The 24,855-nt window shown below is 39.8% G+C and carries 19 protein-coding genes; 16 read left to right on the forward strand and 3 right to left on the reverse strand.

Annotated features, from left to right (window positions below; all coding sequences use genetic code 11):
• Window positions 1-143 precede the first annotated feature (143 nt).
• On the forward strand, window positions 144-617 hold the full coding sequence (locus Q0K35_RS08670; protein WP_294562283.1) for a GNAT family N-acetyltransferase: 474 nt from the start codon (window positions 144-146) through the stop codon (window positions 615-617).
• Window positions 618-642: 25 nt separating this feature from the next.
• Here Q0K35_RS08670 and Q0K35_RS08675 read toward each other — a convergent pair whose 3' ends face one another.
• Entirely contained in the window at window positions 643-1,215 is a 573-nt protein-coding gene (locus Q0K35_RS08675; protein WP_294562284.1) for a flavin reductase family protein, read from the reverse strand.
• A 111-nt stretch (window positions 1,216-1,326) separates the two neighbouring features.
• On the opposite strand from Q0K35_RS08675, the gene Q0K35_RS08680 reads away from it, so the two are divergent.
• The 13 genes from Q0K35_RS08680 (at window position 1,327) to leuS (ending at window position 17,674) form a co-directional block, all read left to right on the forward strand.
• Window positions 1,327-1,659, forward strand: a complete 333-nt coding sequence (locus Q0K35_RS08680) for a helix-turn-helix domain-containing protein (RefSeq protein ID WP_294562285.1) — start codon at window positions 1,327-1,329, stop codon at window positions 1,657-1,659.
• A gap of 131 nt (window positions 1,660-1,790) precedes the next feature.
• Entirely contained in the window at window positions 1,791-2,807 is a 1,017-nt protein-coding gene (hrcA, locus tag Q0K35_RS08685) for a heat-inducible transcriptional repressor HrcA (RefSeq protein WP_294562286.1), read from the forward strand.
• A complete protein-coding gene (grpE, locus tag Q0K35_RS08690; protein ID WP_294562287.1) occupies window positions 2,800-3,360 on the forward strand; it encodes a nucleotide exchange factor GrpE in 561 nt (186 codons plus the stop codon). The genes hrcA and grpE overlap by 8 nt, the downstream gene beginning before the upstream one ends.
• Before the next feature lie 14 nt (window positions 3,361-3,374).
• Window positions 3,375-5,186, forward strand: a complete 1,812-nt coding sequence (gene dnaK, locus Q0K35_RS08695) for a molecular chaperone DnaK (protein WP_294562289.1) — start codon at window positions 3,375-3,377, stop codon at window positions 5,184-5,186.
• Window positions 5,187-5,241: 55 nt separating this feature from the next.
• Window positions 5,242-6,345 carry a molecular chaperone DnaJ gene (dnaJ, locus tag Q0K35_RS08700; protein WP_294562290.1) on the forward strand — a complete coding sequence of 368 codons (1,104 nt, stop codon included), beginning with the start codon at window positions 5,242-5,244 and terminating at the stop codon, window positions 6,343-6,345.
• A gap of 135 nt (window positions 6,346-6,480) precedes the next feature.
• Window positions 6,481-7,374: a LysR family transcriptional regulator gene (locus Q0K35_RS08705; RefSeq protein ID WP_294562291.1), complete on the forward strand. Its 894-nt coding sequence runs from the start codon at window positions 6,481-6,483 to the stop codon at window positions 7,372-7,374.
• 362 nt (window positions 7,375-7,736) lie between these two features.
• Window positions 7,737-8,675: an aldo/keto reductase gene (locus Q0K35_RS08710; RefSeq protein WP_294562293.1), complete on the forward strand. Its 939-nt coding sequence runs from the start codon at window positions 7,737-7,739 to the stop codon at window positions 8,673-8,675.
• Window positions 8,676-8,688: 13 nt separating this feature from the next.
• Entirely contained in the window at window positions 8,689-9,225 is a 537-nt protein-coding gene (locus tag Q0K35_RS08715) for a flavodoxin family protein (protein WP_294562295.1), read from the forward strand.
• Window positions 9,226-9,294: 69 nt separating this feature from the next.
• On the forward strand, window positions 9,295-9,828 hold the full coding sequence (locus Q0K35_RS08720; RefSeq protein WP_294562297.1) for a flavodoxin family protein: 534 nt from the start codon (window positions 9,295-9,297) through the stop codon (window positions 9,826-9,828).
• A 488-nt stretch (window positions 9,829-10,316) separates the two neighbouring features.
• The gene (locus Q0K35_RS08725) at window positions 10,317-12,587 is read left to right on the forward strand and encodes an InlB B-repeat-containing protein (protein ID WP_294562299.1); all 2,271 of its coding nucleotides are present in this window, start codon (window positions 10,317-10,319) and stop codon (window positions 12,585-12,587) included.
• A 139-nt stretch (window positions 12,588-12,726) separates the two neighbouring features.
• Window positions 12,727-14,046 carry an SLC13 family permease gene (locus Q0K35_RS08730; protein ID WP_294562301.1) on the forward strand — a complete coding sequence of 440 codons (1,320 nt, stop codon included), beginning with the start codon at window positions 12,727-12,729 and terminating at the stop codon, window positions 14,044-14,046.
• 146 nt (window positions 14,047-14,192) lie between these two features.
• Entirely contained in the window at window positions 14,193-14,966 is a 774-nt protein-coding gene (locus Q0K35_RS08735; RefSeq protein ID WP_294562304.1) for a hypothetical protein, read from the forward strand.
• A 311-nt stretch (window positions 14,967-15,277) separates the two neighbouring features.
• Window positions 15,278-17,674 (forward strand): leucine--tRNA ligase, encoded by a 2,397-nt coding sequence (gene leuS, locus Q0K35_RS08740; RefSeq protein ID WP_294562306.1) that lies wholly within the window; start codon window positions 15,278-15,280, stop codon window positions 17,672-17,674.
• A gap of 204 nt (window positions 17,675-17,878) precedes the next feature.
• Here leuS and Q0K35_RS08745 read toward each other — a convergent pair whose 3' ends face one another.
• Window positions 17,879-19,090, reverse strand: a complete 1,212-nt coding sequence (locus Q0K35_RS08745) for a helix-turn-helix domain-containing protein (RefSeq protein ID WP_294562317.1) — start codon at window positions 19,088-19,090, stop codon at window positions 17,879-17,881.
• Window positions 19,091-19,207: 117 nt separating this feature from the next.
• On the opposite strand from Q0K35_RS08745, the gene Q0K35_RS08750 reads away from it, so the two are divergent.
• A complete protein-coding gene (locus Q0K35_RS08750) occupies window positions 19,208-19,957 on the forward strand; it encodes an SDR family NAD(P)-dependent oxidoreductase (protein ID WP_294562318.1) in 750 nt (249 codons plus the stop codon).
• A gap of 15 nt (window positions 19,958-19,972) precedes the next feature.
• The gene (locus Q0K35_RS08755) at window positions 19,973-20,908 is read left to right on the forward strand and encodes a 2-keto-3-deoxygluconate permease (protein ID WP_294562319.1); all 936 of its coding nucleotides are present in this window, start codon (window positions 19,973-19,975) and stop codon (window positions 20,906-20,908) included.
• Window positions 20,909-21,008: 100 nt separating this feature from the next.
• Here Q0K35_RS08755 and Q0K35_RS08760 read toward each other — a convergent pair whose 3' ends face one another.
• Window positions 21,009-24,236 (reverse strand): ABC transporter ATP-binding protein/permease, encoded by a 3,228-nt coding sequence (locus Q0K35_RS08760; RefSeq protein WP_294562321.1) that lies wholly within the window; start codon window positions 24,234-24,236, stop codon window positions 21,009-21,011.
• Between the last annotated feature and the right edge of the window lie 619 nt (window positions 24,237-24,855).

A 24,855-nucleotide genomic window follows, 5' to 3' on the forward strand; every position in this document is an offset into this window, starting at 1 on the left:
TTTGAAAGAGTCCGGTTAGCTTATGCGAAAGGTAATCCGCAGAGTGAAGCGTTTTGGATAAAGAATGGTTTTATAAAAACAGGTTTGGAAATACCGAATGATTTTTCAAGTTATATCGTTATGGAAAAGGAGCTGAAGAATCGGTGAATTTAGAAATCAAAGAATATACAAAAGATAGAATTGGTGATGTTTTGGATTTTGAACGAAGACTTCGTGAGGAAGAAGATTTCTGGGGATGGGAGATCAATGATGCTTATATTCAAACCGTTGAAAAGTCTTTTGATGATAATGCCTTTGAAACTTCAATCTCATTATTGGCGTATGTGGATGGCAAAGTAGTCGGTCGTATTGATTCAACGATGATTGCTTCACATTTTGATGGTTTAAAGAAAGCTTATTTAGATTGGATCTGTGTATTGAAAAGTTATCGTCATCAGCAGGTGGCGCAGCATTTATTGATGAAACTGATCCAGCGGTGGAAGATGCAAGGGGTAGATACGCTGATTGCGTTAACAGCCTCAAATGATGAAGCGCAGCGTTTTTATAAAAGCATTGCACATTCTGAAATGAGAGATATCGGGATATGGATCGACATCAATCAATATGAAAGTTTCTAACAAAAATAAAGTCTCGGGCGAGACTTTATTTTTTCATGAATGGTACACCTGACTGCCAGGCCTGACCCACCTTTTCACCGATGGCGTAATATCCGCTTTGGAATTGATCAAATACGAAGGCATTGAGCTTTGCAGGATCTACCTTGCCTTTTTCATCTAATACTTTTTCGTCAGCTAATACATTGACGATTTCACCTAAAACTCGGAATCCATAAGCGGTGTGCTGACATTCAACGACCTTGCATTCAAGCGTTAATGGGAAATCTGTTACGATCGGAGCATCGACACGGCTGCTTTTTACAGCATTTAAACCGGATCTTTCAAATTTATCGGCCATCTTGTTACCTGTGGCAATGCCAAAGAAATCGGCTTCTTTCAGATGATCGATATCGGCAATGCTTAATGTAAAGGCATTGCGATTTTTAATGTTTTCTGCTGTCTTATGATCTTCATCAATATTTAAAGCGACCATATTCTCTGCACAGATACCACCCCATGCCATGTTCATGACGTTGACTTTATCATCTTCTGAATAAGTAGCAATCATCAATACCGGCATTGGAAATAAATAAGGTTTGACACCTAAATCTTTCAACATGTTTTTTTCCTCCTTTTGTCCTCTGGACAATGAACTATAATTTCATTATAATCAGAGTGGAAGGAAAGACAAGTACCTACTTTTTGGTTAGGTACTATCGTTAAGGTAAGTATGATCAAGAAATATATTGAAGATGCGAATTTTGAAGATACGGGATTTAGTTATACTTTATCTTTGATCAGTGGAAAATATAAGATGGTGATTTTATATTGTCTTATGGAATTTCAGCCGGTGCGTTTTAATGAATTGCAGCGGTATTTGAAAAAGATATCGGATAAGACATTGAGCCAGAATCTAAAAGAGCTGGAGAAAGATGGTCTGGTATGTCGAAAAGTTTATTCACAGATTCCTCCAAAGGTAGAATATTCTTTGAGTGAGAGGGGAAGATCGTTGATGAGCGTATTGGATGAGATGTGTGTATGGGGTGAAAATAACCGTGTATAATAAGAACGCGGTTTTTTTGTGAAGAAAAGATGAAAAATTTTTATTTTTTAGCACTAAAGGGTTGACAGTGCTAATTCATTGTGCTATTCTATTAGCAGCAAGAGATTTAGAGTGCTAGAAAGGAGTGGCTTATGGAACTTACTGAACGTCAAACTAAAGTGTTTAAGACCATTGTAGAAGAGTTCACTCGAACAGCTGAACCAGTGGGAAGTCACACGCTGATGAATTTACTGGACTTTCATGTTTCTTCGGCAACTCTTAGAAATGAAATGGCTGCTCTAGAGGAAATGGGCTTGCTTGAGAAAACACATACTTCCAGTGGACGTATACCGTCATCGAAGGGTTATCGTTATTATGTCGATCATCTGATGGTGAAACATATCGAACCAAAGATGATGAATGCTTTACAGACGATTTTTGATGCCCGTAATTCAAGCATGGAGGAAGTAGTTCGTCAAAGCTGTGATATTCTTTCGCAGATGACCAACCTGACATCTGTTGCCTTAGGGCCGGATGCAAGATATCAGTCGCTGCAGCATATCACATTGATACCATTGAATGAAAAAAGTGCGGTGGCGATTTTCGTTACCAATCACGGACATACTGAGAATAAGACTTTTCAATTCTCAGAGAGTGTCAGCATGAATGATCTGACGACCTGCTGTAATCTGTTGAATGAGAATTTGGTGGGTGTACCGTTGAATGAGGTAGTTGATCGGATGGTTGAACTTCAGCCTCTGCTGGCGGCAAAGGTACAGCGGCATGAAATGCTGTTTGAAGCTTTTGTCAATGCATTTGTGAAGTTTGCCAGTGATCAGGTTTATTTCAGTGGACAAAGCAATATGCTGTATCAGCCGGAATTTGCGGACATTGAAAAGTTAAAGAAAATGATGAGTATGCTTGAGGACAGTTCCCTATGGCGTCAGATAGCTGAGGAAAATACGGGTACTGTTGTTCGTATCGGAAAGGACAATGTCAAGCTTTTGGATACGGATGATGTAAGTGTAGTTGCCAGCAAATTCAAAATTCATGGTGATGAGGAAGGTCAGCTGATGATCGTAGGACCAACTCGTATGCCGTACAATGAGGTGGTGGCGCTGATGGAATATATCAGCAGACGAATCGAGGAGATGTTTAATGATGACTGATAAGAAAAAGAAAAAAGAAGAAAAAGAAAAAAATGAAAAGGAAGAAATCGTAGCTGAAGCTGTTGAGGAAAATGAAAAGAAGGAAAGTGAAACAGATAAGCTGAAGGAAGAAATTGAAAGGCTGAAAGCGGAATTGGCTGAAAGCAAAAATGCTTTCTATAAGGCTTATGCCGATACGGAGAATACCAAGAAACGACTTCAGAGCGAGTTTGAAAAGAGCAATAAATATAAGCTTCAGGATTTTGGAAAAGAAGTGCTTCCGATCATTGATAATCTTGAAAGAGCCCTTCAGGTCAACAGTGATTCTGAGGAGCTGAAAAACTATGCAAAGGGATTTGAGATGATCTATGCACAGCTTGTAGAAATTTTGCGGAAAGAAGGAATTGTTGAAATTGACTGCTTGAATAAGGAATTTGATGCGAATTACCAGCATGCGATCATGCAGGAAGCCAAGGAAGGCGTAAAGAGCGGTATCGTCATCGAAGTCCTTCAAAAAGGATATATGTTAAAGGATCGTATTTTACGTCCTGCGCTTGTTAAGGTTAGTGAATAAGGAGGAGAAAAGATATGTCAAAGATTATTGGAATTGATTTAGGTACAACAAACTCATGTGTTGCTGTCATGGATGGCAGTGACTGCAAGGTTATCACAAACCCTGAAGGAAACCGTACGACACCATCAGTCGTAGCGTTTAAGAATGGTGAAAGAATCGTTGGTGATGCAGCTAAGCGTCAGGTCGTAACGAATAAAAATACAGTTTCATCTATCAAACGTTTGATGGGAACAAATCAGAAAGTAACATTGGAAGGAAAAGAATATACACCACAGGAAATCAGTGCGATGATCCTTCAGTATTTGAAGTCATATGCTGAAAGTTATTTGGGTGAGCCGGTAACAAAGGCTGTTATTACCGTTCCTGCTTACTTCAACGATGCCCAGCGTCAGGCAACAAAGGATGCCGGTAAGATTGCCGGTTTGGAAGTAGAACGTATCATCAACGAACCGACAGCAGCTGCTTTGGCTTATGGTCTGGATAAGAGCAGCGATCGTGAGCAGAAGGTTTTGGTTTATGACTTAGGTGGAGGAACATTCGATGTTTCTATCCTTGAATTAGCCGATGGTACATTTGAAGTATTGTCAACTTCAGGTGATACACACTTAGGTGGCGATGACTTCGATAACATCATCGTTAACTGGATGATCGATACCTTCAAGAAGGAAAACGGCATTGATTTGTCAAGCGATAAGATGGCTATGCAGCGTTTGAAGGAAGCTGCTGAAAAAGCTAAGAAGGATTTGAGCGGTACTGTCCAGACTCAGATTTCACTGCCATTCATCTCTGCCGGTGCTAATGGACCATTGCACTTTGAAGCTACATTGACACGTGCTAAATTTGATGAAATGACGAAGTCATTAGTTGAACGTACGATTACTCCGGTACGTAATGCCTTGAAGGATGCCGGATTAACAAAGAACGATATTCATCAGGTATTGTTAGTCGGTGGATCAACACGTATTCCGGCTGTACAGGAAGCTGTTAAGAACGAATTAGGCAAAGAACCTAATAAGTCTGTGAACCCGGATGAAGCTGTTGCCGTAGGTGCTGCTATTCAGGGTGGTGTCATCTCCGGTGATGTAAAAGATGTCTTATTGCTGGATGTTACACCATTGTCATTAGGTATTGAAACAATGGGTGGTGTCATGACTGTCTTGATTCCACGTAATACGACTATTCCTACAAGTAAGTCACAGATCTTCTCAACGGCTGCTGATAACCAGCCTGCAGTAGATATCCATGTATTACAGGGTGAAAGACCAATGGCTGCTGATAACAAGACATTAGGTTTATTCAAACTGGATGGAATCGCTCCTGCAAGAAGAGGTATCCCACAGATCGAAGTTACTTTCGATATTGATGTCAATGGTATCGTACACGTATCTGCTTTGGATAAGGGTACGAACAAGAAACAGTCAATTACGATTTCAAACTCTTCAGGATTGAGTGAAGAAGAGATCGACCGAATGGTAAAAGAAGCTGAAGAACACAAGAATGAAGATGAAAAACGTCGTGAAGAAGCTGAATTGAGAAATAAGGCTGAATCGTTCATCAATCAGATTGATTCTACATTGGCAGATGCTGGTGATAAGATCGATGCTAAACAGAAGGAAGAAACTCAAAGACTTCGTGATGAATTGCAGAAGGCTTTGGATGAAAACGATATGGAAGCTGTTAAGACGAAGTTGGATGCTTTGGAAAAAGCAGCGCAGATGGCCGCTGAACAGATGTATCAGCAGCAGGATGCCGGCAATAATGCCCAGCAGTCTTCAAATAACAATGACGACAATGTCGTAGATGCAGATTTCACTGAAAAGAATTAATATTGAAAAGAAATTCTAGCTATGCTAGAATTTCACTGCTGAAAGGTGGGAAAGTATGGCAAAAAGAGATTATTATGAGGTTCTGGGGCTTCAAAAAGGAGCAACAGACGCAGAAATAAAGAAAGCTTATCGTCAAATGGCGAAAAAATATCATCCCGATGTGAATAAAGCAGCAGATGCAGAAGAAAAGTTCAAGGAAATCAATGAAGCTTATGAAGTATTGAGCGATCCTCAGAAGAAAGCCAATTATGATCAGTTTGGTCATGCCGGCATGGATGGAGCCTTCGGACAAGGAGGAGGCTTCACCGGAGGATTCAGTGATTTTGGTGATATCAACGATATTTTCGGTTCATTCTTTGGAGGAACAACGCACCGTCGTTCATCTAATGGACCTAGAAAAGGGAATGACCGCTTTATGCAGATGCGTATTGACTTCATGGAAGCCATTTTTGGAAAAACAGAGGAAATTACGATTGAAGTTGATGAGCAATGCAGTGAATGCTTAGGAAGCGGTGCAAGAAGCAAGAGCGATATCCAAAGCTGTTCCAGATGTAATGGAACAGGACAGGTACAGTCACAGAATCGTACGCCATTTGGTGTATTTATGTCAACGAGTGTTTGTCCTGAATGTAATGGCAGTGGAAAGAAGATTCTGCATAAATGTCCGAAATGTCATGGACGCGGCTATGAGCATAAACGTGTAAAGCTGGAAATCAAGATTCCTGCCGGTATTCAGTCGGGTCAGCAGATCCGAGTTGCCGGTAAGGGTGAAAGAGGTATCAATGGCGGACCTAATGGCGATTTGTATATCGAAATATTAGTAAATCGTCATCCGAATTTTGTTCGTGACGGTAATGATATTCGTATCAGTGTGCCGGTCAGCGCGGTTGATGCGACATTGGGCTGCAAGGTCGATGTACCGACGGTCTATGGAGATGTGGAATTGACGATTCCTGCAGGTACACAGCATGGTACTCAATTCAGATTGCGTGGCAAGGGTGTAAAAGGCCCTCGTGCTCAAGGAGATCAGTATGTGGAAGTACGTATTGAGATTCCGACAAAGCTTTCAAGAGAAGAGCATAAGTTATATGAAAAGCTACGTGATATCAAGGGAAGAGAGTCTGCTTTCGATAAGTTCAAAAAATCATTCAAGAATTAACGTCTGAGTTTCAGGCGTTTTTTTCTTTAATTTTGAAATAATTAAGAAAATAATTTTTATCTGGGTGCTTATGTTTAGAAGAATTTGCTGATCATGTATGAATATATTATACTATTAGTAAAGGAGATGATCAAAATGGAGCTTCGCACATTACGCTATTTTTTAGCTGTGGCACAGGAAGAGAATATAACGAAGGCAGCAGCTATTCTGCATGTGACCCAGCCAACGTTGAGTCGTCAGATGATGGATTTGGAAAAAGAATTAGGTACTACCTTAATGTTTCGGGGAAGAAACGGACTGACCTTGACGGATGACGGTATTTATTTTCGACAACGTGCTAAAGAAATTGTTGAGCTGGCTGATCGTTTGGAACAGGTATTTGTGGAACGGAATACAGAGGTCAGCGGAGTCATTTCTCTTGGTGCTACCGAGTCTATCGGAAGTCGGCTTTTCGCAAAACTTATTAAGCAGTTTTCAGAGAAATATCCACTTGTGCAATTTCATTTGTATAATGAGATGGCAGATTACATAAAAGATCATATGGATAAAGGCCTGATTGATGTCGGACTGTTGTTGGAGCCGATTGATACTTCGAAGTATGACTTTGTTCGCCTTTCTCAAAAAGAAACATGGGGCGTGCTTATGCGTGACGATCACCCTTTAGCTGAGAGAACATCTATTACACCGAGTGAAATAGCAGAATATCCGTTGATCCTTCCTTTGCGTGAAAGGGTGCGCACAGAGATTCTGAATTGGCTCAAACATGAAGAAAAGGATTTGAATATACCGTTAAGTTATACGCTTCTTTCTAATGCGGTGCTGCTTGTGGAAGAGGGATTGGGATGTGCCTTTTGTCTGGACGGAGCACTGGCGATCCATAACAGTTCCCATCTGCATTTTATTCCGATTTATCCACAACATACTACTCGCAGTGTTTTGGTTTGGAAGAAAAATCATTTGTTCTCTCCTGCAACTTCCTTATTTATTCAAGAAATTAATATGCTTAGAGCTAAAATGGAAGAAGCATGATCATTATAAAGGACTTTCAAGGCCTGATGGCTTGGAGGTCTTTTTTATATCCATACAAAAAAAGCATTGAAAATAATAAACAATAGGTATTAGACATTAAAACAGGAGCATTTTATAATAAAAAACGGAAAAAAAGTAATCATGTGCGATAAATCGTAATAAATGTGAATGGCATGCGGATGTAAGATGTAAAAAATTTCTTAGCAATCGCTATGATTCTTTTCTTGCAGCGGACTGCTATTTTGCTTTAGCTGGGATTGTTTAGATATCGCTGCAAGGATATTTCCAATCAGGTAAGCATCTGATAAGAATTGTAGAAAATGAATCACATGAATGTTTAAAAAGAAATAGGAGGAAAAAATATGGAATTGAAACAATTACCTAAGATTGCACTGGGTGCATGGGCATGGGGCAATGATGGGACTTTTGGTTCTGACCTGTCTGCTGCTGATCTGAAACCTGTATTTGATGCAGCAATGAATGCTTCTTTGAACCTATGGGATACTGCTTTTGCTTATGGCATGGGAGCTTCTGAAAAGGTGCTGGGTGAATTTTTAAAAAACTATCCTCGTGACAGTTATTTCATCTCAGATAAGTTTACGCCTCAGTGTGCCGATCCCAACGCAGCAAATGCTGTTATTGACATGTTTGAGAATAGTGCCAAACTTCTTGGTGTAGATACCATGGATATTTATTGGATTCACAATCCAATAGGGGCCCCTCAATGGATTCGCAAGCTAATTCCTTTGGCCAAGGCTAATAAAATCGGACGTATCGGTCTTTCTAATCATAACTTGGCGGAAATCAAAGAAGCTGCTGCAATTTTGGAAGCTGATGGGTTGAAAGTTGCCGCTATTCAAAATCATTACAGTTTGCTGAACCGCTCTTCTGAAGCTTCAGGAATTCTTGATTACTGCAAGGAAAATGGTATCACCTTCTTCTCTTATATGGTACTGGAGCAGGGGGCATTATCCGGTAAGTATGATACGAAGCATCCTTTCCCTGCAACCTCTGATCGTGGTAAGGTGTACAATCCCATGCTGCCTCAGTTAGAAAAGCTGACAGCCGGACTGAAAGAGATTGCAGATAAACATGGTGTGTCTGTCGCCCAGGTACCGATCGCATGGGCCATTGCCAAAGGAACATTGCCTATTATTGGTGTGACCAAGGTGTATCAGGTCGAGGACGCACTCAGGGCTGCTGCCTTAAACTTGACGGATGAAGAAATCAAAACGATGGAACAGCTTGCAAATGACATGTCCCTGAATGTCATCCGCTATTGGGAAAAAGAAATGAAGTAAGGAGGTATGATCGATGAAGATCGTTGTATTAGAGGGCAGCCCTAATAAAAATGGTTCTACCCATATTCTCGCTGATTATTTCCGAGAGGGGGCTGAGAAAGCAGGGCATTCCGTAGAAATGATTGATGTGGCTCATGCGGATATTCATCCTTGCACGGGCTGTATCCACTGCGGATATGAAGGTCCTTGTGTGCAGAAAGATGATGTGGAGGATATCCGTAAGAAGATCCTGGCTGCTGATATGATCGTTTTCTCGACACCTTTGTATTACTATGGCATGTCCGCTCAGCTAAAAACCATGATCGATCGTTTCTGTGCCTTTAACAGTTCTATCCAGCAAAAGCACATGAAGTCCGTCCTGCTCACTGTTGCTTGGAACAGTGATGAGTGGACCTTTGATGCACTGGCGGCTCACTACAAGACGCTGGTGCGGTATCTGAATCTTACAGATATGGGGATGGTTCTGGGCTATGGATGCGGTACACCGTCTATGACCCGACATTCCAGGTTTCCGCAGCAGGCATATAATCTTGGAAACCAACTAAAATAAGAGAACAGTCATTGGGATTGACAGTTAAGTGAACGATATTTCATGCAGAAAGTGGAGAGGCAAAAAGCTATGCAAGTCTTAGTTATTAACGGCAGCCCCCGTACAAAGGGCAATTCAGATCTTCTATGCGATGAATTTATTCGCGGTGCAAAAGAGTCTGGAAATCAGGTAGAGAAAATCTCTTTGCGAGAAAAAGAAGTGTATCCTTGCAGGGCATGCTATGCATGTTTTAAGACCGGTTTTTGTGTCCAAAAAGATGATATGGCTGATATTTTAAATAAAATGGAAAAGGCAGATGTACTTGTTCTGGCTTCACCTACCTATTTTCTCACGATGAGCGGACAGATGAAGACATTTATTGATCGTTTGCTGCCCAAGTGGCAAAAATTAGGTGGTAAAGATGCCTATGTCATTGTGACAGGTCACGATGGAAAGAAGGGATTGAAGAGATGTGCTGAAGATATGACTGTCATACTGGAAAATTTAGGTGACAGGGTAAAACAAATCATCTGGGGAGAACATGTTTGGCAAAAAGGTGAAGTATTGAAAACCAGAGCAATGGAAGAAGCCTATCTAACCGGGGAAAAAATAACTGCCGTCTAAATGGATGAAATTCTTATTTCGCAGCGTTTAGAGTAAAATAATGATGTGTTGCATATAATGATGCAGTTAGTACCATGTGATGCATAATTTTTGCGGGAATAATTTTATATCAATACAAATTCTTGATCAGAAGTCATTCACGATCAAGGAATATTTTCAAAAAGCCTTACAGAATTAATAAATAGGAGCATACGGAAATCTTTCGCTGCTCCTATTTTTATTCATATTATCAATTTATTTATATTATATTCATAGAATACCCTTTTGTTTTATTATTACCTTGAATTTACCCATATGCTTTTATCCTTTTACATGGATCATTTATGATACACATGTAAAGATAAAGGAGATTATTAAAATGAACTTAAAAGTTACTTAAAAATTCATGGGAAATTATGGTTGTAATGTAAGCGGTTAGATGTTACTATGGGAGTAGGCAGGACAAGGTATTAAAATGCTGAAACTGTAAAAGAAAAGGAGGTTATTTTATGGATTGCAGTAAATTTTTAAAGAGAGTACTTGTCTTAATCATTACATGCTTTATGTTTGTCGGTTTTGCACCGACAGTACGTGCCGCAGAAACATATACGGTGACGTACACGGATGGAAGCTCATCTGAGAAATATTTCCCGGATCAGGTCTATACGGTAAATGCTGGTGATCCTGTTCCCGCTTTTGATGGGACACCAACACGTGATGGCTGGATTTTCACAACTTGGAATGCTACATATAAAAACGGTGATCAGACAGCTGAAACTGTTACAAAGAATCGTACATTTAGTGCACGTTGGACGAAGATGTCAAGTGCATTGGATGCAGCGACAGCCATTCATGCCCAGATCCGTGCAACGGATGAATTCCGTCAATATGGTGGTTTTGATTTACGTGATTTTACACTGATTGAAAATACCTTTACGGTTAACGAAACTGTTTGGAATGAAGAGGGAGGATGTATGATGGCATCCGTTACTATTACAGATATCAAGCCATATGAGAAAAAGGTATCTGATAAATACGGTTATACATACGTTTTCAATAGTGAAAAAACTCCTGAAGGAAATTTGACGATTCATTTTGTAAACAAATTAAATTATAAAGGAAGCTCTTCTTCAGGTAATTTACAAGCAGATTTTGGAGGCTGGATCTTAGACAGTACATATTATCCAGGTGGTGTGCGTTCACAGCTTATTTTTAATCGTGCTTATGATGTAACTTTTAAAGATGGTGTTGATGGCAGTATCTTTGCAGATAAAAATTTGAGTATTGTTGAAACTGCAAAAGATCATGCCCCTGTAAGTGCGTTTGGAAATGATCCAATACGTATCGGATATAAGTTTAATGGCTGGGCAAGTCAGAATAATAAGCTAAGCACAGATGGTACTGCTTTAAGTGGTGATGATGTATTAACTGCTCAGTGGCTTAAAATGAATGATGTCACCATTACTTTTAATTCCAATGGCGGTGATACGATTGATCCGGTAACTGTTCAGTATGGTGAACGTTATAGCTTCCCATCTTCTCCATTAAGTGGATATAGTCAGGATGGCTGGTATCTTTATGATAATGGTCAGCTGGGTGATTTATATGTAAAAGGTGGTAAGAGCGAGGTTGTTGAAGCAGAAGATTCTTTATCTTTGATCATGGCACGTAAGGTGCTGGCTCCTTCTGTGAAACTGAAGCTGACAACTGAAGCTGCGGAAATTGGTGATAATTATCAGTTCTATTATCCAAAAAATTCAACACGTATACTTACAGCTGAGGTAACTGAATACAGTGATTTTGATTATACGTATGAATGGTTTAAAGACGGTGTAAAGATCGAAGGCGAAAATGGCAAGACACTTCGGCTTGCGGGTAATGTAAGTGACAGCGGTGAATACAGCGTTACTGTGACAGCTACTCAGAAAGAAGGAAGCGATGTTCTTGTTTCTGAAAAATCAGCTTCTGCAAGTGTCAGTCAGAAAGTTAAGATCATGAAGACAGCGAATTCTCTTTATTATGATGCAAATGGCGGAGAAGGAGGACCGACGAATAATTTCACAAATGCGAATGAAATCGTAGTTTCATCTTCAATGCCAACGCGCACAGGTTATACTTTTGAAGGCTGGAATACAAAGGCTGACGGAAGTGGTAAAGGTTATAAAGCCGGTGAAACAATTGCTTTAAATGATAATGGAAATGGTGGCGTACGCATTGATCTATATGCACAGTGGAAACCGATTACCTTTATTGTTTCCTTTGGTGATGATGCGCCGGCACAAGAAGTAGATTATGGCAAGACGGCAGTAAGACCGGCTGATCCTAAAAAAGAAGGTTATGCATTTGCAGGCTGGTATCATGGAGATACTGAGTATGATTTCAATACACCGGTGACAGATGATGTAACATTGACGGCTAAATTTGAAGTTATGAAATATACTGTATCATTTAGTGATGGTGTTGAAAGCCAGGTGATCGAGCATGGTAAAACTGCAGTGAAACCAGTGGATCCAAAGAAAGAAGGTCATACTTTTGTCGGCTGGTATGATGGCGATAAGGCATATGATTTCAATACGCCGGTAACAAGTGATCTGGAATTAACGGCTAAATTCGAAAAGAATGAAGTTCCTGTTGAACCTGAAAAGCCAACAGATCCGGAAACTCCTGTAACACCTCAGACTCCTAATACAAGTGATATAAATATGTATTTCTATTATGGTATGATGCTTGTGGCTGGTATGGGCATTCTCTTTATGAGAAAAAAAGAATCAGTAAAATAAACGATAAGACATGGGCTTTCTGATGAAGGCCCATGTTTTTGTTTGCAAATAATTGTGAATAAACTCTAAAAGATTACATTGATAGCCGGAAAGGGTAATGTTATAATAGGGGTACTTGTTTAATATAAGAGGAGGATATATGGTTTTCGCATTAGTTATTTTTCTTATTACATATGTCTTGATGCTGGCTTTTCAGAAATATCGCCCGTGGATCGCACTGACTTCGGCGGCCGTATTTGTGATTCTTGGCATTGCAGGCATGTATGATATGAGCCTTTTGGATGCTTTGGGGGCTGTTGACTATAATGTGCTTTTAATGATTGGCGGTACGATGGGTACCGTGACATTATTTGTCGAGAGCAAGATGCCTGCACGTCTGGCAGAGATTTTGATTTCAAAGGTTCCGGATGTGAAATGGGCAGTAACATCATTGGCTTTATTTGCAGGGGTCATCAGTGCTTTTGTCGATAATGTCGCAACTGTTTTGATGGTGGCACCGATCGGTCTGGCAATTTCTAAAAAATTAAAAATATCACCGGTACCGGTATTGATTGCGATTGCGGTATCTAGTAATCTTCAAGGAGCTGCAACGCTTGTCGGAGATACAACGAGCATTCTTTTGGGTGGATATGCCGGTATGACATTTCTTGATTTCTTTTGGATGTTAGGTAAACCGGGAATTTTCTGGGGCGTAGAGTTAGGCGCTTTAGCATCCATCGTTGTTCTGTTGTATTTGTTTCGTGATGAAAATCAGAAGGTCAGTGCCAAGGTAGAAACTGAAGTGACTGATTACTTTCCATCGTTTTTGATGATTGCGACCGTTGTGTTGCTGATATGTGCTTCTTTTTTGCAGGAACCTGCAAATGCAGGCTTCGTGACCCTTTATAACTTAAGAAGCGGATTGATCTGTTTTGCATTATGTATTATCGGTGTCATTCGTGCCTGTATCAAAAAGAGAGATATTGAACCTGTCAAGATGGTCATCAGAGATTTGGATAAGGATACGCTTTTATTATTGTTTGGTATCTTTATCGTGATCGAAGGTATTACGAAAGCCGGCGTGATTGATGCCGTTGCCAATCTTTTCTATCAGGTTTCCGGGGATAATGCTTTCCTTCTTTATACTTTGATCGTTTTTGCGTCGGTTATTTTATCGGCGTTCATTGATAATATTCCATATGTTGCGACCATGCTGCCGGTTGTTTCATCGATTGCTGCTTTGATGAATGGCGGGGCAGGGATGGCACCGTATGTATTCTATTTTGGCTTGCTTACAGGAGCCACATTAGGTGGTAACTTAACACCTATCGGAGCTTCCGCAAATATCGCAGCCATTGGTATCCTGCGTAAGAATGGGGAATCTGTCAGCACACGTGATTTCTTGCGGATCGGTGTTCCGTTTACACTTGCGGCCGTACTTGCCGGTTATATTTATATCTGGCTGGTATGGGGAATGTAAAAAAGGTTTGAAATAAAGGTCGTTTAGGATTAAACGGCCTTTTATTACAGAATTGTTAGTTGGTCCTTTAAATCTTGTCGATGTAAATATTCGATGATATAATGAAATCACTAAAAAGCTCTATTGTAAGGAGCGGAAAGGGACCTATGAAAAAGACAATGAAAAGAGTGTTATGTGCTGCGGCAGCGATCATGCTGTCGTTCTCATTGGCAGCCTGCAACAATTCTGAACCTGCTGAGGATCCAAAAGTATTGTTGGAAAATGCCAGTGAAAAAATGAAAGAGCTTGACTCATTAAGTATGAATGCGAATCTTTCAGTTAATATGGAAATGAGCAGCTCTGATTCTGCGACAGAAAATTTATCGTTGGATATGCCTATAGAGATGACGGTGGAAATGGCAGGGATCCAAAGTGATTTGATGTATCATACGATCGTGGATGCATCGTTGTTTGGTACCAATATATCCACTGAGCAGACATATTATGATGGTGTCGTTTATACAAATACTGATGGCCAGAAAACAATGATGACCATGGATGTTTCAGAGGCCCGGCAGATGGCCAATGTGGGTGAAGTGAGTACTGAGTTTAAGAATATGAAAGCTTCTAAAGATGGTGATAAGACAATTGTTACGATCGAACCGACGAAAGAAGAGCTGACTCAATTGATGGATACATTGGGAAGCCTGGAGGGTTCTACGATGGATGAAGAAACGCTGGCAGCTTTATCTTCGCTGACTTTTGATGCATTTGTCATTACGATCAATAAAGATGGTTATATCGAAAATGAGAAATTTGGTTTTTCGGCTGAAGAGGAAGGGATCAAGGTTGTATTTACTGCTGAGATCAAGGTGAGCGGATATGATTCTACAACGGTAGAAATGGTTGATCCTGGTGAATATGAAGCGTTGAATTATTAGAAATAATAGTATAAATAAAGATTATATGTAGAAAGGATTTGTCAATTTTGTGACAAATCTTTTTGTTGTTCTTGACAGGAAACATGAAAATTGCTATTCTTAATAAGTAAATGGCGATGAATTAGAGTAGTAGTCCGGCGTTATGGATAGAGAGCTGATGGGTGGTGGAAATCAGTCATGATAAAGGGTGAACTCGCTAAGGAGCCGGCTAGTCCAGCGTTATGGACATTGAGTGCACTTTTGGTGAACTAAGGTGGTACCACGCTAAGCGTCCTTAGAGGGTGCTTTTTTTATTTTTAGGAGGAAAGATTATGGGATTTGATCATAAGAAGATGGAAGCAAAATGGCAGAAATACTGGGAAGATCATCAGACATTTTATACGGATGTTCATGATTTTTCAAAGCCTAAATTTTATGCCTTGGATATGTTTCCTTATCCATCAGGAGTAGGTTTGCATGCCGGACATCCGGAAGGATATACAGCGACGGATATCGTCAGTCGTATGAAGCGTATGCAGGGGTATAATGTATTGCATCCAATGGGTTTTGACAGCTTTGGATTGCCTGCTGAACAGTATGCGATCCAGACGGGAAATCATCCGGATGGCTTTACAAAGAAAAATATCGCAACTTTTACGAAGCAGTTAAAGATGCTTGGCTTCAGCTATGACTGGACAAAAGAGGTTTCGACTTGTGATCCATCATTTTATAAGTGGACACAGTGGATTTTTAAACAGTTATTTAATGATGGATTGGCAAAGTGTGTTGAGATGCCGGTAAACTGGTGTGAAGAATTGGGAACTGTATTAGCCAATGATGAAATCGTAGATGGCAAGAGTGAAAGAGGCGGTTATCCGGTTGTTCGTAAGAATATGCGTCAATGGGTCATTGACATCGTACAGTATGCAGAACGCTTGCTGGAAGGTTTGGATGAAATTGACTGGCCTGAATCAACCAAAGAGATGCAGCGTAACTGGATTGGTAAATCAATCGGAGCTCATGTAGATTTTAAGGTAGATGGTCATGATGAAAGCTTTACGGTTTTCACGACTCGCTGTGATACGCTTTTCGGTGCTACTTATTGTGTTTTGGCTCCGGAGCATCGCTTGATCGACGTGATCACTACGGATGACTGTAAAGCGGATGTAGAGGCTTATAAGAAGGTATGTGCCGGTAAATCCGATCTGGAAAGAACCGAATTGAATAAGGAAAAAACAGGTGTCTTTACAGGTGCTTATGCAGTGAATCCGGTAAACGGAAAGAAGATTCCGATCTGGATCAGTGATTATGTATTGGCAACTTATGGTACAGGTGCGATCATGGCAGTTCCGGCTCATGATCAGCGTGATTATGATTTTGCGAAAAAGTTTGGCTTGGAAATCATTCAGGTACTGGATGGCGGAGATATCAGTGAACACGCTTATGAAGAAGACGGATTACATATCAATTCAGAATTTTTGGATGGCTTGAATAAACAGGAAGCCATTGATAAGATGCTTGCCTGGCTGGAAGAACATCATTGTGGAAGCAAGCATGTCAATTATCGTCTGCGTGAGTGGATCTTTGCCCGTCAGCGTTACTGGGGTGAACCGATTCCTATCGTCCATCTTGAAAATGGCAATATGGTGGCGTTAAGAGATGATGAATTACCATTGATCCTTCCTGAGCTGGAAGATTATTCCCCAGGAAAAAGCGGTGCAAGCCCGCTGGAAAAGGCAACTGACTGGGTCAATGTAGAAATTGATGGGGTAAAGGGAAAACGCGAAACGAGTACGATGCCGGGAAGTGCCGGAAGCAGCTGGTACTACTTACGCTATATCGATCCGCATAATGATTCAGAATTTGCAAACTATGAATTATTAAAGCATTGGATGCCGGTCGATCTGTATATCGGAGGTCCGGAGCATGCGGTCGGACATTTGCTTTATTCAAGAATGTGGAACAATTATCTTTATGATAAAGGGTTGGTACCGACCAAAGAGCCTTTCAAGAAATTGGTACACCAAGGATATATCTTAGGTGCCAATGGGATCAAGATGGGAAAACGTTATCCTGAATTTGTCGTAAATCCAAATGATGTCGTAGAAAAATACGGTGCAGATACTCTAAGAATCTATGAGATGTTCATGGGACCTTTGGAAGCCAGCAAACCTTGGAGCGAACAGGGCGTTGAAGGTTCAAGAAGATGGCTGGATCGTGTATATCGTCTGATCGTAGAAATGGATCGTGTTACAGATACCAATGATCATGCTCTTGATAAGAGCTATCATTTCATGGTTAAGAAAGTTACGAAGGATATTGAAAGCTTGAATCTGAATACTGCGATTTCACAAATGATGATCTTCATCAATGATGCTTATAAAGCAGATACGCTGTATCGTGAATATGCACAAGGCTTTGTTAAGATCCTCTCTTGTTTTGCTCCTCATCTTGGAGAAGAAATCTGGGAGAAATTAGGACATGACGAAAGTCTTGCCTATGAGAGCTGGCCAACTTATGATGAATCTTTCCTTGTTGAAGAAAGTGTAGAAATTGCGGTTCAAGTAAATGGTAAATTGAGGGGTACGATCACAGTGAAAAAGGATGCCAATGAAGATGAGATCAAAGAAAATGCATTGGCACTGAAAACCGTACAGGCACAGATCGAAGGCAAAGAGATTCGTAAGTTTATCATCATTAAAGGAAAGATCGTAAATATCGTTGCATAAACAATAGGACTGTATTGATCAGTCAAATGAAAAACGCTGAAACCTATATAAAAGGAAACAGCGTTTTTTTTTGTATAGATCTGTATATTTGAGGGGTATTTGCCAGAGTAAGCATCTTTTACAATGAAAAGAGTTTTAGAAAAATGAGATTGGTATAAATATTTGATATTGAGAAAGAAATGTGTTGTGTAAATCGATGCTCATTTAATTAGAAATTTGATTTCGATAGTTGATAAACTGAATGATTTCGCAGGACCATAGCATGTGAGCGTCTAATTCATAATGGTTAAAGTCAATTTCCATGATTTCTTTGATTTTCTGGATCCGATAATTGATGGTATTGCGATGTACATAGAGATGATTTGCAGTTTGCTGGATGCTTTTTTGAAAGTAGAGATAAGTCCGTAACGTTTTGATATAATTTGTTTTATTTTGTTCATCGTAATAGTTAAGGTTAAGGACACGTTGGTGGCAAAATTGAAGGAGTTCTTCTGTTTTGAAGTATTCAAACATATGGTAAGGCTTGCATTTTTCATAGAAACTAACATATGTATCGGGTGATACGAATTGCCGTAGACGCAAGGCGGTCTGTGCTTGGCTGAGATAAGTGGTAAATTGATAGAGATCTTTAAAAGGATCGCTGATTCCCATGCTTAATGAGCTGGAATGAAGAAACTGATCGAGCATTTGATAGTTGCAGTTACTGTCGGTTTTGATCAGGATAATAAGCTGTTTTTCATAAAAAACAGAGGTACTATCGGGAATATAAGCTCGCAGATTTTCTTGAATCTGACTGTGATGTGCATTATAAGAAATGTAATGGCTGAAATCGATACATCCGATATGATAAAAAGAATTGCTTTTCAGATGACACCCTTGAATGCGTGAATTAAATTGGGCACGATCTGTAAAACGATGTTGTAATAACTCAAGCATGATCTCTTCTTCACGAACCGGAAAATCACTCAGATCAAGCTGATGGAAATTAAAGAGAAGCTCTTTTGCCAGCAGGGCCGCTATAAACAGATATTGTTCTTCCTGCAGCGTATCAAGAGGAGTTTTTTCCTCTAAAATATCCAAGTAACCTACTATCTGATGTTGATACTTCAATCGAATAAAGCGTCTGTTTTTACTGCTGATCTTATCGGTATCGAAATATTGTCTGGACGGGCCAACCAGTACATCCCAGTTGTTAAGGGTGGCACCAAATTCGATGGTGATATAACCGCGTGTAACGGCATCTAACCAAATGTTATCTGTTGATTTAAGATTTTCAGAATAAGCGATGATGTTGAAACTGTTATCGATCACTAACAGGGGATTGTTGAGATAAACAGCTGCCAGTTCGACCAGGTGAGTGAAAGAAGTTCCGGTAAGCGAAGCTTTTATTAGTTCAAAATAATATTTATTTTCCATAACCTCTCCTTTGTGCTTATAGCACGAATATGATGAATAATTTTATATTATGATAACATTTTCACATGTTTGTGGCAAGCTTATAATATAGATGATAAAAAAAGGAGGAAATGAGATATGTTTGATTTTACAAATAAGACTGTCATTGTTACAGGTGCCGGACAAGGTATCGGTAAAGAAACAGCAAAGGGTATTATTGAAGGAAATGGAAAAGTCATTATCTGTGATATTAATGAAAAAACAGGAATGGCAACAAAAGAAGAATTAGGTGAAAATGCTTATTTCTATAAAATGGATTGCGGAGATAACAAAAACATTCGTGAAGTTATCGCACAGATCTTAAAAGATCATGAAAATGTAACAGGTCTGATCAATGTGGCCGGTGTTATCAGTAAAAAACCATTCCAGGAAATCAGTGATGAAGAATGGGAAAGAACGATTCGTATCAACTTGACAGGTACATTTACTGCTTGTTCAGCAATCTATCCATATTTCATGAAAAACGGTGGCGGACGTATTACGAACGTTTCTTCGGTTGCCGGTAAGATCGGTGGCGGTCTGTTAGGTACAGCTGCTTACGCCTCAAGTAAAGCAGGTGTGAACGGTTTAACAAAAGCAATCGCTAAAGAGGGTGGTAAATATGGAATTAGCTGTAATGCGGTATGTCCATCTTTCACTCATACACCAATGACTAAAGACTTATCAGATAATCCGGATCAGAATGCACGAGTAATCAGCATGATTCCGCTTGGACGTGCAGCCGAACCGGTTGAAATTGCGCAAATGATCTTATTCTTTGCTTCTGATGCAGCCAGCTTTGTCAATGGCGAGATCGGTGACTGTGACGGCGGCATCGTATTAGACTAATGGGGCAATTGCAAAATGGCTAAAAGTAAATTTAAAATTCCGAGAATTCCCGGTGATACGATCGTTTATCCGATGATCATCGGTGTTATCCTCAATTCTGTATGCCCGGATGTTTTACAGATGGGAAGCTTCTTTACGAGTGTGGTCGGAGGAACGGGCGCACTGGTAGGTGCTTTTCTTTTCTTCCTGGGTGCAAGCATTGATATTAAAAGTACCCCTAAAGCGATAAAAAAAGGTGCAGTGATCATTATCACTAAAATTGTTCTTTCCATTATTATCGGATTGGCAATTGCCTTTATCTTCAATGATAATTTCTTAGGCTTATCTTCTTTGTCGATCATTGGTGGTATTTCTGTTGCCAACAATGCACTTTATTCAGGCATTACTTCTGAATATGGGGATGATTCTGAGAAAGGTGCAGTGGCAGTCACATCGTTAAGTGTTGGTCCGACAGTGACGATGATCGTTTTAAGTTCTGCTGGTTTGGCGAGCATTTCAATCGGCCCGATCATCGGTTCGATTTTACCATTGATTTTAGGTATTATTCTTGGTAACTGTTTTCCATTTATGAAGAAGACCCTGTCGGCCGGTGTAACCGCCAGTATCATTGTGGTAGGTTTTGCCTTAGGTGCTAATATGTCTGTCCAGCAATTGATTCAGGGTGGTATTTCCGGTGTATTATTAGGCTTGATTACTTCCTTAGTAGTTGGCTTTGTAACAATGCTGGCAGATAAAGCAACAGGTGGAAGCGGAGTTGCCGGTGCGGCAATTTCTAGTACAGCTGCCAGTGCGGTAGCCAATCCTTCTGCTTTAGCTGAAGTAGATGCGAAATATGTGGCAGTTGCACCTACGGCTGCTGCACAGATTGCTGCCTCTGTTATCATTACATCATTTCTGACTCCGCTCTTTGCAGGATGGGTCTATAAACGTAATCAGAAGAAAGCAAAATAAATTTCAGGCTTTTGACCAATGTGTCAGAAAGCCTTTTTATTTGCTTATATTCATAGTACAATAAAAGCAGGTTTTATCCGAGTGGAATACCTGCTTTTTGTTATTCAGTTCTTAAAGCAATGACCGGATCCTCTTTTGCGGCTTTTCTGGAAGGTAAGATACCGCCGATCAATGTAAGGATCACACTTAGAAGGATCAGAATCACTCCTGCATTTATCGGTAAGATCGCATTGATATTATCCTGTCCGGCAATTGAATGAATGATCTGATTGCCCGGTATCAGCAGGAGCAGGGTGATGATGATACCCATAAGACCTGCACAAAGTCCGATAATGAAGGTTTCCGCATTGAACACTTGAGAAATATTGCGTTTTGATGCTCCGATCGCACGTAGAATACCAATTTCCTTTTTGCGTTCCAATACGCTGATATAGGTAATAACTCCTATCATGATCGAAGAAACTACTAGGGAAATAGCTACGAAAGCAATCAAGACATAGCTGATGACATTGATGATATCTGTAACGGAAGACATGAGAGTACCTACTAAATCAGTGTAGGTAACCACCTGATCTTCTTTACCGGCAGTCTTCATATTTTCATTATACTGATCCAAGATACCAAGCACTTCTTCTTTGCTTTCAAAATCTTTTGGATAGATATCAATGCTGAAAGGAGTGTCAAGATCCGCATAGCCAAGCTTTTGAAGATTGCTTTCATAAGAAACATTCTCTCTGGCGGACATTGAAGAAAGAAGCTGTGCCAAATCATTTTCATTCATATTCATTTCAATGGCATCGGCAAAGGTATTCGCATCAAAAGAAATGGCATCTGCCATTGATGCGCCCAACTGCTGCATCATACGAGTCATTTCCTGTTGAAGCGTCGTTGAGAGTGAAGCCATTGATTCACTGGCAGTTTTTTGGATCGCTGCTGTCAGCTGCTCTTCAATGCCGCTTTCTTGAAGGATGGTTTTTAACTGGGAAGAAATCAGCTGTTTTGTTTCTTCAGCGTTGATATAATCAGAAAAATATTGATCGAGCTGAGTGATATCAAAGATATCATTGGCACTGGCATAAATTTGATAATCTTCCAATATTTCCATAAAAAGACTTTGAAGCTGCTCAGGGGTGATGCTGATACTGCCGTTTTCCTGAATAAAACCTTCAACAGCCTTTTGTATTTTTTCAACTACCTGCCGGGAAGCGAGATATTCTTCAAACTGCTGAGGAAAAGAAGCAATGTCGGTTTCTTCAAGCAGATAGCTTTGAAAATCTGACAGAAGGGTTTCCATGGTTTTTGATAAGGCTTCTTGAGGTATGTTCCATTCGATCTGAGAAAAGATCTGACTTAGATCAAATGAAGGTAAGCTTGTATTTGCAAGTGCCTGATTGAGGCTGCTCATATCAATGTTAAGCTTGCTTTCATCTATGTTGAAGGCAGACTGCAAGACCTCTGTATTGATTGAGAATAAGGAAGACATATCGAAAGATGATTCGCTTCTTTCACCAAAATCCTTGCCTGTAAATACATCGGTTTGTGTCGAAGCCAGCTGGCTTTGAACGATGGCACTGTTTTTAGCCTGTTCAATTAAATAATTCGTAAGTGAAGCGGGATAATAGATACCGCTGGTCAGCATGGCAGCTGTCGTACCTTCCTTTGGCTGAACGATACCGACAATCGTCAGATCCTGGCCATTTTTAACCACATCTTCCATATAGGCAGCATCATCTGATTTATCGATCCATACCTGATACTGCTCATCGTACTGATAGCGTTCATAGGCATTGATCAGCTTGAAGGAAAGACCAAGAATGTCATCATAATCATAAGCAGTTAAGTTTTCAGGAACGGTCACATTTTCATTGGCAGAAAACTGACGGATCATTTCCTCTAATTCATCATAATCACGTAAGCCCAGAGTATAAAGAAGAAAATCACTGATACTTCCTCTTGAGGATAGAACGAGGACACATTCATTATAGTTTTCAGGCCAATGACCGGCTTTCACATCATATTGATCACTAAATAGATCTGTGTTGTCAGGCATGGCATCAAAAACATTGGTGCTTGTCATAGAAGAGAGCATGCTGTTAGAGGTATTCGCAGATGAAAAGCCTAAGGCAGCAAAGGATGTATCCGGATTGACCTGTCTTATTTCATCATCCTTTACGCTGTATATCTGAGGTACGATGTTATATTCATATTCAATTGCTTTGACATATTCATCAATACCGCTGTCATCACTTTCAAGATATTTTTTTAGGGAAGCGAGATCATTGGAGCCAACCTTTGAAAATACATTGGTCAGCATTTCATTGACCTTGATATCACCTGTCTGTTCATTTTCGATACGATCAGAAGGAACACTTAAAAGAGAAGTCATGTCAAAGCCGCTGCTTTGCAGCTGTAATGGATATTCAGAAAGCGTTTCTTCTTCAATACTGTTGATATACGTACTGACACCGTTGGAAAGAGATAGTATCAAAGCAATACCGATAATTCCGATAGAACCGGCAAATGAAGTCAATAGCGTCCTTCCTTTTTTTGTTTTCAAATTGTTGAAGCTTAAAGAAAGAGCGGTTAAAAGCGACATGGAAGATTTTCCCATATTTTTATGCTGAGGTTTTTCTAAGGTGCTTTCATCAATAATAAGCGGATTGCTGTCAGACATGATCTTGCCGTCACGAAGCTTGATGATACGTGTCGCATAGGCTTCTGCCAGCTCCGGATTATGCGTAACCATCACAACCAAACGATCCTTGGCTACTTCTTTTAAGAGATCCATGACCTGAATGCTTGTATCACTGTCTAAAGCTCCGGTAGGTTCATCAGCCAAAAGAATATCAGGATCATTGACCAATGCTCTGGCAATCGCCACACGCTGCATCTGACCTCCCGATAATTGATTAGGTTTTTTATGTGATTGTTCCTTCAATCCTACTTCATCAAGAGCATGTAAAGCTCTTTTTCTCCGCTCTTTTTTAGAAATGCCGGAGATTGTCAAGGCCAGTTCCACATTTGCCAATACACTTTGATGAGGAATCAGATTATAGCTTTGAAAAACAAAACCGATCGTATGATTACGATAACTGTCCCAATCCCTGTCCTTATAATTTTTAGTAGAAATCCCATTAATGATCAGATCACCGCTGTCATAACGATCCAGACCGCCGATAATATTGAGCATCGTTGTTTTCCCGGAGCCGCTTGGCCCTAAAACAGCTACAAATTCATTGTCACGCAGATTAAAAGAAACACCATCCAGTGCTTTCTGAATTAAATTTCCTGTTTTATATTCTTTAAATATATTTTTGATCTGAAGCATGTACTCACTCCTTGCATATGTTCATCTTCTTGATGATCAAAATAATCCAACATATTATATCACAGTATATCTTTCTCTAAAATTAAAAAGAATCAGATTTGAATAAAAGCATGGATTTGTATAAAACATATGGGAGGACATGAAAAGATAAAGCTGATATTTGGAATCTTTCTATTATGGAGAAAGCGTAATGATCCTTCTTTTATTTACTGTATTTTTAAATATCTGATTTAAAAAAGATATAACAGCAGGACAAAGGGAAGGGCCAGATTCTAAATATTGGGTAAATGGAAAAGAATATCGTACAAAGGCTCTTATATTTAAAGTTTAATCGTAAAATATGCGGTATAAAGATTTTGTGATCAAAATGGATGTTCCGATTTACTTTTCTATGTAACCGCATGGATTTGTTGATACAAATCCTGTTGTAAAAGAAAAAGAATCCTGTGATTTGGGCAATGCAACTAAAATAAGGATTTGACAAAAAGCTATATTTATGAATCTCTTACAAAAATAAAAGTGAGGGGTTCTTTTTTTATTTGAAAACTATTGACATTTCTATGAAAATCTGGCCGCTTCGCGGCTTGCGTTAAAAGTATAGGAGGCAAAGGAGGTATTA

The sequence above is a fragment of the uncultured Traorella sp. genome (assembly GCF_944327115.1).
Taxonomy (GTDB): Bacteria; Bacillota_I; Bacilli_A; order Erysipelotrichales; family Erysipelotrichaceae; genus Traorella.

Coding starts and splice junctions, on each gene's coding strand:
- Q0K35_RS08675 (WP_294562284.1), bottom strand. CDS start 1,215: ATGTTGAAAGATTTAGGTGTCAAACCTTATTTATTTCCAATGCCGGTA.
- Q0K35_RS08680 (WP_294562285.1), top strand. CDS start 1,327: ATGATCAAGAAATATATTGAAGATGCGAATTTTGAAGATACGGGATTT.
- hrcA (WP_294562286.1), top strand. CDS start 1,791: ATGGAACTTACTGAACGTCAAACTAAAGTGTTTAAGACCATTGTAGAA.
- grpE (WP_294562287.1), top strand. CDS start 2,800: ATGACTGATAAGAAAAAGAAAAAAGAAGAAAAAGAAAAAAATGAAAAG.
- dnaK (WP_294562289.1), top strand. CDS start 3,375: ATGTCAAAGATTATTGGAATTGATTTAGGTACAACAAACTCATGTGTT.
- dnaJ (WP_294562290.1), top strand. CDS start 5,242: ATGGCAAAAAGAGATTATTATGAGGTTCTGGGGCTTCAAAAAGGAGCA.
- Q0K35_RS08705 (WP_294562291.1), top strand. CDS start 6,481: ATGGAGCTTCGCACATTACGCTATTTTTTAGCTGTGGCACAGGAAGAG.
- Q0K35_RS08710 (WP_294562293.1), top strand. CDS start 7,737: ATGGAATTGAAACAATTACCTAAGATTGCACTGGGTGCATGGGCATGG.
- Q0K35_RS08715 (WP_294562295.1), top strand. CDS start 8,689: ATGAAGATCGTTGTATTAGAGGGCAGCCCTAATAAAAATGGTTCTACC.
- Q0K35_RS08720 (WP_294562297.1), top strand. CDS start 9,295: ATGCAAGTCTTAGTTATTAACGGCAGCCCCCGTACAAAGGGCAATTCA.
- Q0K35_RS08725 (WP_294562299.1), top strand. CDS start 10,317: ATGGATTGCAGTAAATTTTTAAAGAGAGTACTTGTCTTAATCATTACA.
- Q0K35_RS08730 (WP_294562301.1), top strand. CDS start 12,727: ATGGTTTTCGCATTAGTTATTTTTCTTATTACATATGTCTTGATGCTG.
- Q0K35_RS08735 (WP_294562304.1), top strand. CDS start 14,193: ATGAAAAAGACAATGAAAAGAGTGTTATGTGCTGCGGCAGCGATCATG.
- leuS (WP_294562306.1), top strand. CDS start 15,278: ATGGGATTTGATCATAAGAAGATGGAAGCAAAATGGCAGAAATACTGG.
- Q0K35_RS08745 (WP_294562317.1), bottom strand. CDS start 19,090: ATGGAAAATAAATATTATTTTGAACTAATAAAAGCTTCGCTTACCGGA.
- Q0K35_RS08750 (WP_294562318.1), top strand. CDS start 19,208: ATGTTTGATTTTACAAATAAGACTGTCATTGTTACAGGTGCCGGACAA.
- Q0K35_RS08755 (WP_294562319.1), top strand. CDS start 19,973: ATGGCTAAAAGTAAATTTAAAATTCCGAGAATTCCCGGTGATACGATC.
- Q0K35_RS08760 (WP_294562321.1), bottom strand. CDS start 24,236: ATGCTTCAGATCAAAAATATATTTAAAGAATATAAAACAGGAAATTTA.